Here is a 16,106-nt window from a genome sequence, read left to right as displayed (position 1 = left end):
CCCGCCGGGCTCCGCCGCGCCGGCCCCGGCGAAACGGGCGCCGCGGGGGGTGACGGCGGGGGGCTCGGGAGGTCCAGCGGTGTGCGGCGCGCTCTGCCCGACCGGTACGACGAGGGGGGCGGTGTCCCCCTCGGCCATCCCGGCGAACCGGGCGCTGCCGCGCTTGCGTTTCCTGGCGTGGGGGGTGGCGGGGGCGGCAGGGGTGGGTGCGGAAGGGGTGGGTGCGGTGGGGTCGACAGCGGGGCCGGCGGCCGCCGGCCGTGCCGCGTCCCGGTGCTCGTCCCAGGGAGGTTCCGCCCAGGACCGCGCGCCGGTCGGCCGGGTCACGCGGGCCAGCCGGTCGCGCAGTTCCGCCACCCGGGCGGTGGCCCGTTCCTGGTCGTCGCGGGTCCAGGCCAGCTCGCGGCGCAGGGCGTCGGCCGTCTCGCGGGCCGGGGCCGCGGCGAGGCGCCGGCCCAGTTCCGCCGCCCGGTCGGCCGCGTGCCGCTGCTCGCGGAGCATCAGGGCGAGCCGGTCGCCGAGCACGTCCCGGGCTCCCGGCCGGGCGTCGTACGCGGTGAGCGCGGCGGTGTGCAGGGCCTGGGCCCGGTTCCGCTCGGCGGCGGCGGTCGCCGGGGCGTACCGCGCGGCCAGGTCCCGCAGCAGCGCCTCGACCACGTCCCAGGGCGGCACCTCACGCCCGTCGAGACAGGCCCGCATGCCGTCGGGGTCGCGCTGCCAGAAGACGGCGTACCAGCCGCCGTCCTGGTCCAGCCGGGCCAGCAGCCCGGTCAGGTAGTGCGCGAACCGGCCCACCTCAGCGGGCAGTTGTTCCACGGCCATCCATCGACTCCCCCCGGACTCCGACCGACTGGAGCACTCCGGTCCGGTCCGTAGGGAACACCAGCCGTGTTACGCCGCGACTACGGGGAGTTTTCCGCCGCCGTCCTCCGGGTGCCCGGTCGCCGCCCCGGCGGGCGCGCACCACTGGGCCAGGGTGTCCAGCGACAGGCCGAGCGCCCGGGCCAGCGCGGCGACCGTGAAGAAGGCCGGGGTGGGCGCCCGGCCGGTCTCGATCTTGCGCAGGGTCTCGGCGGAGACGCCGGCGGCGGCGGCGATCTCGGGCATGCTGCGGCCACCGCGCGCCTCCCGCAGCAGCCGCCCCAGCCGCTCGCCGCGTTCGTGCTCTTCGGGGGTGAGGGGGGTGCGTACCATGCCGTCATTCTAATACCGGTCCCGGCGGATCCGGCCGGTCCGTACTTGCTAGCCTTCGACCTGATCGTCGCGGCTCGGGGAGGGGCACGGATGGGGTTCAGGCGGCTGTTCGGCATGGCGGACACCGAGGCCATCGAGGTGGACACGCAGATCTTCGGGCCGGCGCGGCCGGGTGCGGAGATGCGCGGCGAGGTGGTCCTGACCGGCGGCTCCGGTGGCGAGCAGGTCAACCACGTGTCCCTGGAGATCAGGGTCCAGTGCGTGGAACAGTACGGCGAGGGCCAAGGCAGCCTGATCGAATCGCTGCACACCAAGGATCCCCGGGTCACGCCCCGCAAGGGCGAGGAGCACCGGCTCACCTTCGCGGGGCGGCTGCCCTGGGAGACTCCGGTGAGCGAACTCGGCGGCCGGGCCCTCGGGGTGGTGCTCACCGTACGCAGCGACCTCAGCGTCGGCAGCGAGTGGCAGCGCACCGAGGACGTGGACCGCGACCTGCTGCACGTCTCGGCGTCCCCGCTGCACGAGGCCGTGCTGGACGCGTTCGCCGAGGAAGGGTACTGGTGCGACGCCGCGCACGTGGTCGACTCCTACCTCGACTGCGTCGACTCCTCGGAACAGCACCTCGGTCTCTACCAGGTCTTCGTGCTGACCGACCGGGCGGCCGGCCCGGGCCGGCCGGAGCAGCTGGAGGTCGTCTTCCAGATGAACGCGGTCGGCGCGATCGTCCACGTGCGCGAGGCCGTGCCCGACGAGCCCGACTGGGACGAGCCGTACCTGATCCGCCGCTTCCCCGCCGCCCACCACGAGGTGGGCCACGTGGACCTGCGGCTGCGGGTGAGCAAGGTCCTCGCCGACCTGGTACTCCTCGCCGAGCACTGAAGATGCCGCCGTCCGCGCGCCGTGCCAGGGTGGTCGCACAGCACGCCCCGGTGTGTGACCGGCGCCCCTCCGGGTTACCCGACCCCGGCACGTCGACCAGCGAAGGCGTCCCGGACCGGCGCGGGGACGCCGGATGGGAAGGCCATGACCAGCGGCTTCAGCGGACCGGAAGGGTATGACCCCTTCGCGGAGTTCTTCGCCCGTTTCTTCGGCGGAGCGCGCCAGGGTCCCCGCCAGATCGACATCGGCCGGCTGCTCAGCCAGCCCGCCCGTGAGCTGGTGCGGGGCGCGGCCCAGTACGCCGCCGAGCACGGCAGCCGGGATCTGGACACCGAGCACCTGCTGCGCTCCGCGCTCACCACCGAGCCGACCCGGAGTCTGCTCAGCCGGGCCGGTGCCGACCCCGACTCGATGGCGTCGCAGATCGACGAGCGGACCGGGCCGGTGCAGCACAAGCCCGGCGAGGCCCCGCCACCCACTTCCCTCTCCCTGACCCCGGCGGTCAAGCGGGCGCTGCTGGACGCGCACGAGCTGGCCCGCGCCTCCGGCACCGGCTACATCGGCCCGGAGCACGTGCTCAGCGCGCTGGCCGCCAACCCGGACTCGGCGGCCGGGCACATCCTGAACGCGGCCCGCTTCGCGCCCTCCGGGCTGCCGCCGGAGGCCCCGGAGGCCACCCAGGCCCGGACCACCGAGAGCCAGCGGACCACCAGCACCCCGACTCTGGACAAGTACGGCCGCGACCTCACCGAACTGGCCCAGCAGGGCCGGATCGACCCGGTGATCGGGCGGGACGACGAGATCGAGCAGACCGTCGAGGTGCTCTCCCGGCGGGGCAAGAACAACCCGGTGCTGATCGGTGACGCGGGCGTCGGCAAGACCGCCATCGTGGAGGGGCTGGCCCAGCGGATCGCCGACGGGGACGTACCGGACGTGCTGACCGGCCGCCGGGTGGTCGCCCTGGACCTGACCGCCGTGGTGGCCGGCACCCGCTACCGGGGCGACTTCGAGGAGCGGCTGAACACCATCGTCGGCGAGATTCGCGCCAACTCCGACCACCTGATCATCTTCATCGACGAGCTGCACACGGTGGTCGGCGCGGGCGGTGGCGGCGAGGGCGGCTCGATGGACGCGGGCAACATCCTCAAGCCGGCCCTGGCCCGCGGCGAGCTGCACATCGTGGGCGCCACCACCCTGGAGGAGTACCGCCGGATCGAGAAGGACGCGGCACTGGCCCGCCGCTTCCAGCCGATCCTGGTGCCGGAGCCGACCACCGCCGACGCGATCGAGATCCTGCGCGGCCTGCGCGACCGCTACGAGGCCCACCACCAGGTCCGTTACACCGATGAGGCGCTGGTGGCGGCGGTGGAGATGTCCGACCGCTACCTCACCGACCGGCGGCTGCCGGACAAGGCCATCGACCTGATCGACCAGGCCGGCGCCCGGGTCCGGCTGCGGGCCCGCACCAAGGGCACCGACGTACGCACGCTGGAGCGCGAGGTCGAGCAACTGGTCCGGGACAAGGACCAGGCCGTCGCGGACGAACAGTACGAGCAGGCCACGCAGTTGCGGGACCGGATCGTGGAGCTGAAGCAGCGGATCGCGGAGGCGGCCGGTGACGGCCAGGCCGACGAGGGCCAGAACCTGGTCGTCTGCACCGAGTCCATCGCCGAGGTGGTGTCCCGGCAGACCGGCATCCCGGTCAGCAGCCTCACCCAGGAGGAGAAGGACCGGCTGCTCGGCCTGGAGCAGCATCTGCACGAGCGGGTGGTCGGCCAGGACGAGGCGGTCCGGGTGGTCTCCGACGCGGTACTGCGCTCCCGCGCCGGGCTCGCCAGTGCCGACCGGCCGATCGGCAGCTTCCTCTTCCTCGGCCCGACCGGCGTCGGCAAGACCGAACTGGCCCGCGCGCTCGCCGAGGCCCTGTTCGGCAGCGAGGACCGGATGGTCCGCCTCGACATGAGCGAGTACCAGGAACGGCACACGGTCAGCCGCCTGGTCGGCGCCCCGCCCGGGTACGTCGGCCACGAGGAGGCCGGCCAGCTCACCGAGGTGGTCCGCCGCCACCCCTACTCGCTGCTGCTCCTCGACGAGGTGGAGAAGGCGCACCCGGACGTCTTCAACATCCTGCTCCAGGTGCTGGACGACGGACGGCTGACCGACTCCCAGGGCCGCACGGTCGACTTCACCAACACGGTCGTCGTGATGACCAGCAACCTCGGCTCCGACGTGATCAACCGGCGCGGCGCCACCCTGGGCTTCGGCCCGGGCGGCTCCGAGGCCGACGAGGAGGCCCGGCGCGAACAAGTGCTGCGGCCGCTGCGTGAGCACTTCCGGCCGGAGTTCCTCAACCGCATCGACGAGATCGTCGTCTTCCGCCAGCTCACCGGCGCGCAGCTGCGGCAGATCACCAGCCTGCTGCTGGACCAGACCCGCCGGATGGTCAGCGCCCAGGGCATCACCGTCGACTTCACCGACCCGGCCGTGGACTGGCTGGCCGAACGCGGCTACCAGCCCGAGTACGGCGCCCGCCCCCTGCGCCGCACCATCCAGCGCGAGGTGGACAACGAACTGTCCCGCCTGCTGCTGGACGGCCGGGTGGCAGAGGGCGGCAGGGTGACGGTCGATGTGGCGGACGGACGCCTCACGTTCCGCACACCCGGCGCGACGGTTCCCTAGGGGCCACTCAGCGCCGCGGACTTACCACCATCGCCGATCCCCCACCGCGGCGTACCCGCTCGGCCGCCGCGAGCCACCGCCCGTCGGGCAACCGCTGCACTCCCGTAGCCGCCCCGATCTCCGGGTTGGCCTTGAAGGAATGCCCGAGCTCCTCCAGTTGCCGCCGGAGGTCACTGTCGTACAGCCCGGGTTCCAGTTCCGTCTGCGCGGCGTTGCGCTGGCTGGCGCGCGGCGCGGCGATCGCGTCGACCAGCGGCAGCCCCCGGTCCAGGAACCCGGTCAGGGTCTGGAGCACGGTGGTGATGATGGTCGCGCCACCGGGTGAGCCGACCGCGACCACCGGGCGGTCGTGCCGGTCCAGCACGATGGTGGGCGCGATGGAGGACCGGGGCCGTTTGCCGGGACCGGGCAGGTTCGGGTCGTGCACCGCCGGGTCGGCGGCGGTGAAGGAGAAGTCCGTCAGCTCGTTGTTGAGCAGGAAGCCCCGGCCGGGCACGGTGATGCCGCTGCCGCCGGTCTGCTCGATGGTGAGCGTGTAGGCGACGACGTTCCCCCACTTGTCGGCGGCCGTCAGATGCGTCGTGTTCTCGCCCTCGTACGTCGTCGGCGCCGCCGTGCCGCCGGTCGCGCAGGCGGCCGGGTCGCGCGGGTCGCCGGGCGCGAGCGGGCTGGTGAGCACCGCGTCGTCGCTGATCAGGCACTCCCGGGAGGCGGCGTACCGCTGCGAGAGCAGTTCCTTCGTCGGTACGTCCTCGAAGGCGGGGTCGCCGACCCAGCGCCCCCGGTCGGCGAAGGCGATCCGGCTGGCCTCGATGAAGCGGTGCAGGTACTCGGCCTTGCTCGCCTTCGACAGGTCGGTGCGCTCCAGGATGTTGAGGGCCTCGCCGACCGTGGTGCCGCCGGAGGAGGACGGGGCGATGGAGTAGACGTCCAGGCCCCGGTAGGAGGTCTTGGTCGGCGGCTGGAGTTTGGCACGGTAGGCGGCGAGGTCCTGCTTCGACAGGTCGCCGGGGCGGGCGTTCCAGCCCGAGTCGGGGTCCACCGGCGGCTTGTTGACGGCGGCGAGGATGTCCTCGCCGAGGTCGCCGCGGTAGATGGCGCCGACGCCCTCGCGGGCCAGTTCCCGGTAGGTGCGGGCCAGGTCGGGGTTCTTGAAGGTGGCGCCGACGGCCGGGAGTTCGCCGCCGGGCAGGAACAGCTCGGCGGTGTCGGGGAAGTAGCGGAACCGGGTCTCGTTGGCGGCGGTCTGCGAGCGGAAGGTCTCGTCGACGGTGAAGCCGTTCCGGGCCAGGCGCTCGGCCGGGGCCAGTACCGTGCCCAGGCTCCGGCTGCCCCACTTGTCGAGGGCCGTCTGCCAGGTGGCGGGGGTGCCCGGGGTGCCGACGGCCAGGCCGCTGCTGACCGCGTCGGCGAACGGGATCGCCGCGCCGTCCTCCGTGAACAGGCCCGCGTCGGCGGTCAGCGGCGCGGTCTCCCGGCCGTCGATGGTGCGTACCGTACGGGACTTGGCGTCGTAGTAGACGAAGTAGCCGCCGCCGCCGACGCCGGCCGAGTAGGGCTCGGTGACGCCGAGGGCGGCGGCGGAGGCGACGGCGGCGTCGACCGCGTTGCCGCCCTTGCGCAGCACCTCGATGCCGGCGGCGGTGGCGTCCGCGTCGACGCTCGCGACAGCGCCGCCGTAACCGGTGGCGACCGGCGTCTTCACGGGCTCCCCACCGCCTCTGCCCTGCGCGGCGGGCGGGGCCGCCGCCCCCACCGACACGACCGCGGCCGAGACCGCCAGTACCGCCAGTTTCCGTGCGACCGGTTGACGCATCCGCACCTCACACCTCCAGAGAAAGCCGTCCGAGCCGTCCGAGCGGTCCGAGTCATCCGAGCTGTCCGTTGCCACTGACTGATCGTCATGCCCCCGTCAGGGGCCAGTCGAACACCTCTCCCCCTTCGCCCGCCAGCATGCGTGCTCATGGATCACGATGTCCGCGACACCACGGAACCCCGGCCCACTTGTTCCGCCGTCGTACGTCCAGCGGCCATTGATTAGACGCGTCGTCTGGTCTAGGCTCGCGGTAGACGCAACGGTAAGTCTTGTCATGTGCGTGCGCACACTGCTGCGCGCCTTCGTACGTCTTGCCCGTGCCTCCTGATCGTTTCGCTCCTTCCGCTCTTCCATCGCTCATGAGAGGCCACCGCAGTGGGGAACTCGACCGTTCGCGCCGGCGACCGGACCGGCACACCACCGACGGCACGTGGTGCCGGCCTCGCCGTGTTCAGCGTGGCCTTCGCCTTCTGGATCACCATGGCGGGCACCACCGCGCCCACTCCCCTGTATCCGCTCTACGGCGACGAGTTCGGCTTCACTCCGTTCACCGTGACGGTGGTCTTCGCCGTCTACGCGCTGGGCGTCGTCCTCGGGCTGCTGGTCTTCGGCCGGCTCTCGGACCAGGTGGGACGCCGTCCCGTACTCGTCGCCGCCACCCTGCTGTCCGTGATCGCGGCGGTGGTGTTCCTGCTGGCGCAGAACCTCGCCGCCGTGATCGTCGCCCGGATCGTCTCCGGATTCTCCGCCGCGCTGGTGACCGGCGCCGCGACGGCCTCGCTCACCGAGCGGCTCGGACAGCACAGCCGGGTGAAGCCGGCCACTGTCGCCCTGCTCGCGAACATGGGCGGGCTCGCCTGCGGCACCCTGCTGGCGGGCATCCTGGCGGACCTCGCGCCGTCCCCGCTGCGCACCCCCTGGGTCGTCATGCTGGTCCTCGCCGCCGTCGCCGCCCTCGGCGTCCTGCTGAACGGCGAGAGTTCCGCCCACCGGTCCCGTTTCTCCCTCGAGTTGCAGCCGCTGCACGTCCCGGGCGAGATCCGGTCCGACTTCCTGCGGTCGGCGATGGCCGCGGGCGCCGGCTTCGCCGTGCTCGGTGTCCTGACCGCCGTGACGGGCCTGTTCCTGGGCACCGTTCTGCACGAGTCCAGCCACTCGCTGACCGGCCTCGTCGTCTTCGTCGCCTTCGCGTGCACCGCGCTCGGCCAGTTCCTCGTCCGCACCCTCAAGCCCGGTACCGCCCTGCCCGTGGCCTGCCTGGGCCTGATCGTCGCGGCCGGGCTGATCGCCACCGCGATGGCCACCAGCACCCTGGCCCCGCTGCTCGCCGGCGCCACGGTCAACGGACTGGCCACCGGCATCGCCGTCGGCCACGGCATCGGCAGCATCACCACCCGCAGTGCCCCGCAGCACCGCGGCGCGTCCGTGTCCACCTTCTTCGCCATCCTCTACTCGATGCTGGCGGTGCCCGCGATCGGCGTGGGCGTCCTGATCCGCGAGACCAGCCTGCGCCCGGCCGGCGAGACGTTCAGCGCGGTGGTCGCCGCGCTCTCCCTCGGAGTGCTGCTCAGCCTGGTGCGGACGGGCCGCAGGGCCTCCTGAGCGGGGTGCGCCGCGGCCGGTTCGCGGCGCACCCCGCTGTGCCAGAATCACAGCGACGGACACCACGTGAAGGGTTGACGGAGCCATCGGTACCACGCGGAAACCACCACCGGCCGGAGCGAAGACCACGGTCATCAGCCGAACCGGTCCCCGCCGCAGCGAGAGCGTACGGCTGGCCGTGCTGAACGCCGCGGACGACCTGCTGGTCGAGCGGGGGTTCGCCGCCCTGACCATCGAGGGCATCGCCCAGCGGGCCGGCGTGGCGAAGCAGACGATCTACCGCTGGTGGAAGTCGAAGGTCGACATCCTCCTCGACACCCTCACCGACGACGCCCGTGACGCCCTGCAGTGGCAGGTGAGCGCGGGCGTCGACGCGGAGGAAGCACTCGCGGACCATCTGCGGCGGGTGGCCGACTTCTTCCAGGAGCCGGCCGGCCAGGTGCTCCAGGCCCTTCTCGGCCACGCCCAGCTCGACGACGACACCGCGGCGGCGCTGCGGGCCGGGTTCCTGCGGGAGCAGCGGGAGCGGGACGTCGCCGGGCTGCGCGACCTTCTCGCCCGCGAGGAGATCACGGTCGACGACCGCGGTCTCGACCACCTCGTCGACCTCGCGCTCGGTCCGTTGTACCTCCGCGTACTCGTGTTCGGCGCGCCGATCGACAAGGAACTGCTGCACACCGCGGCCCGGCTCACGCTCGTCCTGGCGCGCGAGCTGTCGGCCGGCGACTCCTGATCACCGACCGGTTCCGTCCGGCGCTCGCCCCTGGCCGGTCCGGCGCATGTGCCGCGGGCCCCCGACGCGGTACGTCGGGGGCCCGCGGCACGTGGTCAGTGCAGGGTGATGCAGCCGCTCCTTATTCCCTCTATGACAGCCTCGGTACGGGACTCCGCGCCCAACTTGATGAATATCGAATGCAGATGGACCTTGACGGTTCGCTCGGATATTCCCAGTAAGCGCGCCACCATCCTGTTCGAGTTCCCCTCCTTGATCCCGTCGAGGACTTGACGCTCCCGCGGGGTTAGCGTTGTCGGACGAGCTGCGCGAACCATTATCTTCCCCCTGCCATGCATGGCCATCACCCGCCGACGATTGCTCGTCGCGAAAACAGTATATGCATCGGAGGGACAGTCGAAGATTAAACGTGAGTTACTTCGCAACAACAAGTTGTCTTTTGAACGAGTTCCGTCGGACATTTGGGGAAACCATTGATTCCGTTTCAAGCAAATGCATCCTGCAAGTATTCCGTTGACCGAACAAGCGCCTGTTCACCGCGTTCTGCCTGGTGGGCACCGGTCTTTTGATTCAGCCATTTATCGTGACCAATTCGAAGACCTTGCCCAAAAACGCCCCCTTTTCGCGGCCGACCCGCGTACGCTGCTCCGCGCGGGATGCACCGCCATCCATATCTCGTCGGTACTGAAGGACAAGCCGTGCGAATTTCTCTCCGGTGCCGTCGGCGGGAATGGCCGTACTGGGGCAAGGGGAAGCATTGAGCGAGACCGGCGTCGAGGGCCAGCAGGACGACTGGGCCGATGAACTGTCCGGCCGGCACGGGACGAATGTGGACCTGCGGCTGCTGCCGGCCCTGGACGCGCTGTTGCAGGAGGGCAGCGTCACGGGCGCGGCGGAACGGCTGGCATTGTCCCCGCCCGCCATGAGCCGGACGCTGGCCAAGATTCGCCGCGCCCTCGGCGACCCGGTCCTGGTGCGCGCCGGGCGGGGCCTGGTGCCCACCCCCCGGGCGCTGGAACTCCGGCCGAAGGTACGGGCGTTGCTGTGGCAAGCGGAGTCACTGCTCAGCCCGGACCGGCAGGAGGACCTCTCCCGGGTCAGCCGGACGCTGACCATCGTGGCGGACGAGGCGTACGCGGCGGTGCTGGCGCCGGCGCTGCTGAGCCGGGCGGCCGCGGAGGTGCCGCTGGCCCGGTTCGCCTTCACGGTGGGGAACACCCACGGCAGCGCGCCGCTGCGCGAGGGCGCCGTGGACATCGAGGTCGGCATCATCGACGAACCCAGCCCGGAGCTGCGGATCGAGCCGCTGTTCGAGGACCGGTTCGTGGGCGTGGCGCGGGCCGGGCACCCGCTGCTGGCCGCGGAGGTGACCGCGGCGGCGTTCGCCTCGGCGCGGCACGTCAGCGTCTCCCGCAAGGGCCGTATGGCGGGGCCCATCGACACCGCGCTGCACGCCCTCGGGCTGCACCGGGAGGTGATCGCGTCCGTGTCGAACTACGGCGAGGCGCTGCTGCTGATCCCGACCGGCGACCTGGTGACCGCGATGCCCCGCTCGGTCGCCGCCGGCGCGCGGCGGTCGGTGAACGTCGAGCTGTTCGACCTGCCGGTGGGCACCGGGCCCATCAGCATCTGCCAGGCGTGGCACCCGCGGCACGAGTCCGAGCCCGTGCACGGGTGGCTGCGGGAGGCCGTACGGGGCGCGCTCACCCGCCCGGCGTCCCCGTCCGCCGCGCCGCGCTCAGGTCCGCCGCGGGCCGCACGTCTGCCGGAGCAGGCCGTCGAGGAGGACGTCGAGAAGGCCGTTGAGGGAGACGTCGAGGGGGACGTCGACGGCCGGGGGTGACCCGCCGGCCCCCGGCCCGCCGCCCGGTTGCCGCCGGTCACCGGGGCTTTCCCTCGCGCCCTCCCTCTCACCCTCCCTCTCGCCTTCGCCGTCGCCCTCGCCCGCCGCGGCCAGCGTCGTGCTGACGGCCGTACCGACGACCGCGCCCAGCAGCAGCTGCGCGGTGACCGCCGGATCGAGGTCGCGCGCGGTCTCGCCCCGGGCGGCGGCCCGCGCCAGCAGCTGGGCCAGCCGGCCGGCCACAACAGCCCGGCACCCGGCGTCCGCGGCGTCCGGGCTCGGTGTGCCGCCCACTCCCCAGAACACCGCGTGGCGGACCGGGTCGGCCGCCGCCGCCCGGGCCAACGCGTCCAGCAGGCCGGTGAGTTCGGCCACCGGTGAGCGGCCGTCCCCGGCGGCGCCGACGGCCGGCAACGACCGCAGGGCGGCGCGGACCGGACCGGTGACCTCGCGCAGCACCTCGGCCCGTCCCCGTACATGGCGGTACAGCGCCGCCTTGGTGACACCGAGGCGGCCGGCGATGTCGCTCATGCTCGTCGCGTCGTGGCCCCGCTCGTGAAACAGGGCCGTCGCGGCCGCGAGGACGTCCTCACGGCCGCGACGCGGGCGGCGGGACGGGGCCGCCGTCCCCGGTGCCGGACTCACCGCGGTGACCGCCCCCGGCACATCTCCAGCAGCGCCTCGGCGAGATCCGCCCCGCCCTCCCCCAGTTCCTCGGCGTACCGGCCCCGGATGGACCGCTCGCGTCCGGAGTCCAGCGGGGTGCCGCCCCCGCCGGTACGGATGCGCTGGATCTCCCGGGAGGTCGCCAGCCGCTGCTTCAGCGTGCCGATCAGGGAGCGGTCCAGGTCGTCGATCAGCTCCCGCAGCCGGGCGATGTCCTTGGGCGCGGCTTCGCCGGCGGTGGTGGTGGTCTCGCTGTGCATCGTCTTCGGTCTCCGTTCGTACGGCGGTGGGGCGGGAAGCGCCGAGGCGTACGACCCCAGGGACCGCAGTGCGGGCAGGCGCAGCCGCAGCAGTCCGACCGCGCGGGCGGTCGCGGGCTGTTCGGCGCTGCCCGGGCAGTCCGCGAACAGCACCGAGCCGCCGCGGCCGTCGGGCACGGTGTGCAGGGTCACGCCGCGCAGGAAGGGGTGGCGCCGCAGGTCGTCCAGGAGGGCGCCGAGGGTGTCCGGCGGGCCCGGCAGCCGGCCGACCAGCGAGGTGCGGTCGGCCGGCCGGACCGGCGGGAGGACGGGAGCGCCGGAGCGCGCGCACAGCAGGAACCGGGTGACCGCGCCGGCCGTGTCCTGGATGCCGGCGGCCAGCACCCGCAGGCCGTAGTGGGCGGCGGTGAAGTCACCGGCCACCGCGGCGTCGCACACCCCGTCCCGGACCCGGCGCGCCGCCTCGGCGTTGGACGGCGCCGGCAGCCAGCGGGCCCGGGGCAGCCGGCCGGCCAGCCAGCGGCCGACCTGCGCCCCGGCGTGCGGGTGGCCGCTCACCGTGCGGACGGCGGCGAGCGGGGTGCCGGGGCGGACCAGCAGGGCGAAGTCGATGGTGAGCACGGCCTCGCGCAGCACGCCCGGCGCGGGTGACTCGGCGAGCGCGCGCATCGTGTCCCCGACCGGTCCGGCCACCGTGTTGTGCACGGGCAGCATCGCGGCGTCGGCGTCGCCCCGGTGCACCAGCTCCAGGGCCCGGGCGGCCGTGGCGGCCGGCAGCAGGTGGGAGCCGTCGGCCTCCGGGAGGGTGCGCAGCGCGCGTTCGGTGAAGGTGCCCCGCGGCCCCAGGTACGTCAGCCGCCGCGGGCCCGGGGTGCGTCCCGGCGCGGGACGCGGATGGGTGTCCGGTACCGGCGTCCTCATGTCACGCGGTGGCGAGCGCGGCGTCCACCGTACTGGCCACGGCGCTCTTGGCCCGGCGCAGTTCCTTGTCCTCCAGCAGTCCGGGGGCGAACGCGGCGGCGTCGATGGTGACGCCGGCGGCGGCCCGGCCGGCCTGCTCGACCACCACCGTGGTGCGGACGGTGAGCCGGCTCGGCTCCGACAGGTCGCAGGCGTCCACGGTGAGCCGCAGGGTGGCGCCGACCGGGAAGAGGAAGTTGGAGAACGTGGTGTTCATCGAGTTCAGCACGATGTAGTAGCGCTGCTGCGGCCAGCGCGCCGTGAAGTAGCGCTCCACCACGGCGACGAACATCTGGCGGGCCGCCTCGACGGCCACCATGCCCTGCACGTGCACGCGGTCCTGCACGTCGACGAGGAGTTCGTTGTGGTCGTGCAGCCGCAGCTGAGCCTCGTAGGTGGTGTCGTCGACCTGGGTGAGGCCGGCCACCAGCACGTTGTCCTCGCGGGCCTTGTGCAGTTCGTGGCGGCGCGCGGGTTCCCCGGCGGTGTGCACCAGGGTGACGCGGTCGTCCAGTCCCCGCCGGGCGACGGCGTCCTGGAGGTAGGAGACCTCGAACGGGCCGACGCCCTGGCCGGTGACCACGCGCACCGGTCCGTCGACGGCGTCCAGGTCGCCGGCGTCGAGCGCGCGGGCGAGCGAGGAGAAGGTGTCGGCGCCGACGGCCTCGGCGAAGTCACGGAACCGGTCGCCGACGACGAGTCGGGACGTGGTCGTGCTGCTCATGGGGGTGCCTCCTGGCTGGCGGGGAGCCGCGGTCTGCGACACGGCGGACGTGACTTCAGCGTGGAGTCCGTGCCAGGAGGCCGCCAGTCGCCTGTTGGGAGTAGGTACGAGGTACTAGCCGTATCGGCCGACTGCCGTCGCCGCGTCCCGCCCCGAATGCTGGTGCGGAAAACGCCGGCTCCCGGTCGCGGGCGTGCGCCCCGGAGCCGCCGGCCCCAGTCCACCGGCCCAAGGAGCCCCGATTCCATGACCGTTCTCGATCCGCCAGGTGTCGGTGCGGCCGGTGCGGCGGCCATGCTGCCCGCCCTGGAACCGCTGACCCTCATCGACGACCCGTCCGGCACCCGCGACTTCGACGACTCGTTGCTGCTGGAGCTGTACCGGCAGTTGGTGCGCGGGCGCCGTTACAACCAGCAGGCGACCGCGCTGACCAAGCAGGGCAGGCTGGCGGTCTACCCGTCGACCACGGGGCAGGAGGCCTGCGAGGCCGGGGCCGTGCTGGCCCTCGACGAGCGGGACTGGGTCTTCCCCACCTACCGGGACACCCTGGCCCTGCTGGTGCGGGGCGTCGACCCGGTGGAGGTGCTGACCCTGCTGCGGGGCGACTGGCACAGCGGGTACGACCCCCACGAGCGGCGGGTGGCGCCGCTGTGCACGCCGCTGGCCACCCAGACGCTGCACGCGGTGGGGCTGGCCCACGCCGCCGCGCTGCGCGGTGACGCGCTGGCCGTCCTCGCGCTGACCGGGGACGGGGGCACCAGCGAGGGCGACTTCCACGAGGCGCTGAACTTCGCGGCCGTGAACCGCGCTCCGGTGGTCTTCCTGGTGCAGAACAACGGGTACGCGATCTCCGTGCCGGTGGCCCGGCAGTCCGCGGCCCCGAGCCTGGCGCACAAGGCGGTCGGCTACGGCATGCCCGGGGTGCTGGTCGACGGCAACGACGCGGCGGCCGTCCACCGGACCGTGCGGCAGGCCGCGGACCGGGCCCGCGCGGGCGGTGGGCCGACCCTCGTCGAAGCGGTGACCTACCGCCTGGACGCGCACACCAACGCCGACGACGCCACCCGCTACCGCCACGCGGCCGAGGTGGAGTTCTGGCGCCGCCGGGACCCGGTGGACCGGATGGAACGGCATCTGCGCGAGCGCGGGCTGCTGGACGACGCCGGCGTCGACCGCGTCCGGCGGGAGGCCGAGGAGATGGCCGCGGAGCTGCGGGCCCGGCTCGCCGAGGAGCCGGCGCCCGACGCCCTGGACCTGTTCGAGCACGTCTACGCCCGGCGCACTCCCCAACTGGAGGAACAACGCGACATGCTGATCGCTGAGTTGGCGGCCGACGCCGCGGCCGAGGGGGCCGCGCAGTGACCGCCGCCGCGCCGGCCACGCGGTCCGCCGCCGGGGCGGGCATCGAGCAGGTGACGCTGTCCAAGGCCCTCAACCTGGCCCTGCGCGACGCCCTGGCCGATGACGACCGGGTCCATCTGATGGGTGAGGACATCGGCACGCTGGGCGGCGTGTTCCGGGTCACGGACGGTCTGGCCGCCGAGTTCGGCGACGCCCGGGTCGCCGACACCCCGCTCGCCGAGTCCGGCATCCTGGGCACCGCCGTCGGCATGGCCATGTACGGGCTGCGTCCCGTCGTGGAGATGCAGTTCGACGCCTTCGCGTACCCGGCGTTCGAGCAACTCGTCAGCCATGTCGCCAAGATGCGCAACCGCACCCGCGGCGCCCTGCCCATGCCGATCACCGTCCGCATCCCCTACGGCGGCGGGATCGGCGGCGTCGAGCACCACAGCGACGCCTCGGAGGCGTACTACGCGCACACCCCCGGGCTGCACGTGGTCACGCCGGCCACCGTGTCCGACGCCTACGGCCTGCTGCGCGCGGCGATCGCCTCGGACGACCCGGTCGTCTTCCTCGAACCCAAGCGCCTGTACTGGTCGAAGGGCGGCGTCGACCGTTCGGCCGCCCTGCCCGGGCCGGGCCGGGCCGCGGTCCGGCGGGCCGGCACCTCGGCCACCCTGATCACGTACGGGCCTTCGCTGCCGGTCTGCCTGGCGGCCGCGGAGGCGGCGGCGGCCGAGGGCCGGCAGCTGGAGGTGGTGGACCTGCGCAGCCTGGTGCCCTTCGACGACGAGACGGTGTGCGCCAGTGTCCGGCGCACCGGCCGGGCCGTCGTCGTGCACGAGGCCCAGGGCTTCGCGGGCTTCGGCGCCGAGATCGCCGCGCGGGTCACCGAGCGCTGCTTCCACCACCTGGAGGCTCCGGTGCTGCGGGTCACCGGCTTCGACATCCCCTACCCGCCGCCGATGCTGGAGCGGCACCATCTGCCGGACGTCGACCGGGTACTGGACGCCGTCGCCCGGCTGCAGTGGCCGGACGGCACGCCCGGGGAGGGCGCATGACCACGACCACGCGCGAGTTCGTCCTGCCCGACCTGGGCGAGGGCCTCACGGAGGCGGAGATCGTCCGGTGGCTGGTCGCCGAGGGGGACCAGGTCGACGTCGACCAGCCGGTGGTGGAGGTGGAGACCGCCAAGGCCGTGGTGGAGGTCCCGTGCCCGTACCCGGGGGTCGTGGTCCGGCTGTGGGGCCGGGCCGGTGACAGCCTGGACGTGGGGCAGCCGCTGGTGTCGGTCCGGGAGCGGCGGGGCGCCGAGGAGGAGGAGCCGGCCGCCGGGGACTCCGGCAGCGTGCTGGTCGGCTACGGGACGTCGGCGCCCGCGACCCGGCGCCGGCGGATCCGCACCGGCC

General features: G+C 73.4%; 14 protein-coding genes and 1 pseudogene. 8 read left to right on the top strand and 7 right to left on the bottom strand.

Annotated elements, in window-relative coordinates; all coding sequences use genetic code 11:
* Together AB0G32_RS39325 and AB0G32_RS39320 are read right to left on the bottom strand one after the other, a co-directional pair.
* Positions 1–822: pseudogene (locus tag AB0G32_RS39325) on the bottom strand (hypothetical protein); the annotation flags it as partial.
* Positions 823–891: 69 nt separating this feature from the next.
* A complete protein-coding gene (locus AB0G32_RS39320; protein WP_361175472.1) occupies positions 892–1,194 on the bottom strand; it encodes a helix-turn-helix transcriptional regulator in 303 nt (100 codons plus the stop codon).
* 90 nt (positions 1,195–1,284) lie between these two features.
* On the opposite strand from AB0G32_RS39320, the gene AB0G32_RS39315 reads away from it, so the two are divergent.
* Entirely contained in the window at positions 1,285–2,073 is a 789-nt protein-coding gene (locus AB0G32_RS39315; RefSeq protein ID WP_361175469.1) for a sporulation protein, read from the top strand.
* 144 nt (positions 2,074–2,217) lie between these two features.
* Positions 2,218–4,752 carry an ATP-dependent Clp protease ATP-binding subunit gene (locus AB0G32_RS39310; protein ID WP_361175466.1) on the top strand — a complete coding sequence of 845 codons (2,535 nt, stop codon included), beginning with the start codon at positions 2,218–2,220 and terminating at the stop codon, positions 4,750–4,752.
* A 7-nt stretch (positions 4,753–4,759) separates the two neighbouring features.
* Here AB0G32_RS39310 and ggt read toward each other — a convergent pair whose 3' ends face one another.
* Positions 4,760–6,568, bottom strand: coding sequence for a gamma-glutamyltransferase (gene ggt, locus AB0G32_RS39305; protein ID WP_361175463.1), 1,809 nt, complete (start codon positions 6,566–6,568; stop codon positions 4,760–4,762).
* Positions 6,569–7,015: 447 nt separating this feature from the next.
* Between ggt and AB0G32_RS39300 the strand changes: the two genes are divergently transcribed.
* Together AB0G32_RS39300 and AB0G32_RS39295 are read left to right on the top strand one after the other, a co-directional pair.
* Positions 7,016–8,170 (top strand): MFS transporter, encoded by a 1,155-nt coding sequence (locus tag AB0G32_RS39300; RefSeq protein WP_361175460.1) that lies wholly within the window; start codon positions 7,016–7,018, stop codon positions 8,168–8,170.
* 178 nt (positions 8,171–8,348) lie between these two features.
* On the top strand, positions 8,349–8,903 hold the full coding sequence (locus tag AB0G32_RS39295) for a TetR/AcrR family transcriptional regulator (protein WP_361175457.1): 555 nt from the start codon (positions 8,349–8,351) through the stop codon (positions 8,901–8,903).
* Positions 8,904–8,998: 95 nt separating this feature from the next.
* Here the strand turns inward: AB0G32_RS39295 and AB0G32_RS39290 are convergent, their stop codons facing one another.
* Positions 8,999–9,220 carry a LuxR C-terminal-related transcriptional regulator gene (locus AB0G32_RS39290; RefSeq protein WP_361175479.1) on the bottom strand — a complete coding sequence of 74 codons (222 nt, stop codon included), beginning with the start codon at positions 9,218–9,220 and terminating at the stop codon, positions 8,999–9,001.
* 440 nt (positions 9,221–9,660) lie between these two features.
* Between AB0G32_RS39290 and AB0G32_RS39285 the strand changes: the two genes are divergently transcribed.
* Positions 9,661–10,746, top strand: a complete 1,086-nt coding sequence (locus AB0G32_RS39285; RefSeq protein ID WP_361175454.1) for a LysR family transcriptional regulator — start codon at positions 9,661–9,663, stop codon at positions 10,744–10,746.
* Here the strand turns inward: AB0G32_RS39285 and AB0G32_RS39280 are convergent.
* The 3 genes from AB0G32_RS39280 to AB0G32_RS39270 are packed head-to-tail and all read right to left on the bottom strand — an operon-like array spanning position 10,642 to position 13,356.
* Complete coding sequence (locus tag AB0G32_RS39280) at positions 10,642–11,391, bottom strand: helix-turn-helix domain-containing protein (protein ID WP_361175451.1); 750 nt, start codon at positions 11,389–11,391, stop codon at positions 10,642–10,644. The two genes, AB0G32_RS39285 and AB0G32_RS39280, sit on opposite strands and share 105 nt — an antisense overlap.
* A complete protein-coding gene (locus AB0G32_RS39275) occupies positions 11,388–12,593 on the bottom strand; it encodes a chorismate mutase (protein ID WP_361175448.1) in 1,206 nt (401 codons plus the stop codon). The genes AB0G32_RS39280 and AB0G32_RS39275 overlap by 4 nt, the downstream gene beginning before the upstream one ends.
* Position 12,594: 1 nt before the next feature.
* Entirely contained in the window at positions 12,595–13,356 is a 762-nt protein-coding gene (locus AB0G32_RS39270; RefSeq protein WP_361175445.1) for an AfsA-related hotdog domain-containing protein, read from the bottom strand.
* Between the two features lie 294 nt (positions 13,357–13,650).
* On the opposite strand from AB0G32_RS39270, the gene pdhA reads away from it, so the two are divergent.
* The 3 genes from pdhA to AB0G32_RS39255 all read left to right on the top strand — a co-directional run.
* Complete coding sequence (gene pdhA / locus AB0G32_RS39265; protein ID WP_361175476.1) at positions 13,651–14,718, top strand: pyruvate dehydrogenase (acetyl-transferring) E1 component subunit alpha; 1,068 nt, start codon at positions 13,651–13,653, stop codon at positions 14,716–14,718.
* Positions 14,715–15,758 carry an alpha-ketoacid dehydrogenase subunit beta gene (locus AB0G32_RS39260; protein WP_361175442.1) on the top strand — a complete coding sequence of 348 codons (1,044 nt, stop codon included), beginning with the start codon at positions 14,715–14,717 and terminating at the stop codon, positions 15,756–15,758. Before pdhA ends, AB0G32_RS39260 begins: the two co-directional genes overlap by 4 nt.
* On the top strand, positions 15,755–16,106 hold a 352-nt coding region (locus AB0G32_RS39255; protein ID WP_361175439.1), incomplete at its 3' end, for a biotin/lipoyl-containing protein. The genes AB0G32_RS39260 and AB0G32_RS39255, both read left to right, overlap by 4 nt.

This window comes from Streptomyces sp. NPDC023723 (assembly GCF_040639815.1).
Classification (GTDB): domain Bacteria; phylum Actinomycetota; class Actinomycetes; order Streptomycetales; family Streptomycetaceae; genus Streptomyces.
The sequence above is the reverse complement of the archived record's forward strand: the minus strand, read 5'-3'. Positions and strand labels throughout refer to the sequence as shown.

Bases quoted from the DNA above. Each gene is read 5' to 3' on its own strand.
- AB0G32_RS39320 (WP_361175472.1), bottom strand. From the start codon at position 1,194: ATGGTACGCACCCCCCTCACCCCCGAAGAGCACGAACGCGGCGAGCGG.
- ggt (WP_361175463.1), bottom strand. From the start codon at position 6,568: ATGCGTCAACCGGTCGCACGGAAACTGGCGGTACTGGCGGTCTCGGCC.
- AB0G32_RS39290 (WP_361175479.1), bottom strand. From the start codon at position 9,220: ATGGTTCGCGCAGCTCGTCCGACAACGCTAACCCCGCGGGAGCGTCAA.
- AB0G32_RS39275 (WP_361175448.1), bottom strand. From the start codon at position 12,593: ATGAGGACGCCGGTACCGGACACCCATCCGCGTCCCGCGCCGGGACGC.
- AB0G32_RS39310 (WP_361175466.1), top strand. From the start codon at position 2,218: ATGACCAGCGGCTTCAGCGGACCGGAAGGGTATGACCCCTTCGCGGAG.
- pdhA (WP_361175476.1), top strand. From the start codon at position 13,651: ATGCTGCCCGCCCTGGAACCGCTGACCCTCATCGACGACCCGTCCGGC.
- AB0G32_RS39270 (WP_361175445.1), bottom strand. From the start codon at position 13,356: ATGAGCAGCACGACCACGTCCCGACTCGTCGTCGGCGACCGGTTCCGT.
- AB0G32_RS39315 (WP_361175469.1), top strand. From the start codon at position 1,285: ATGGGGTTCAGGCGGCTGTTCGGCATGGCGGACACCGAGGCCATCGAG.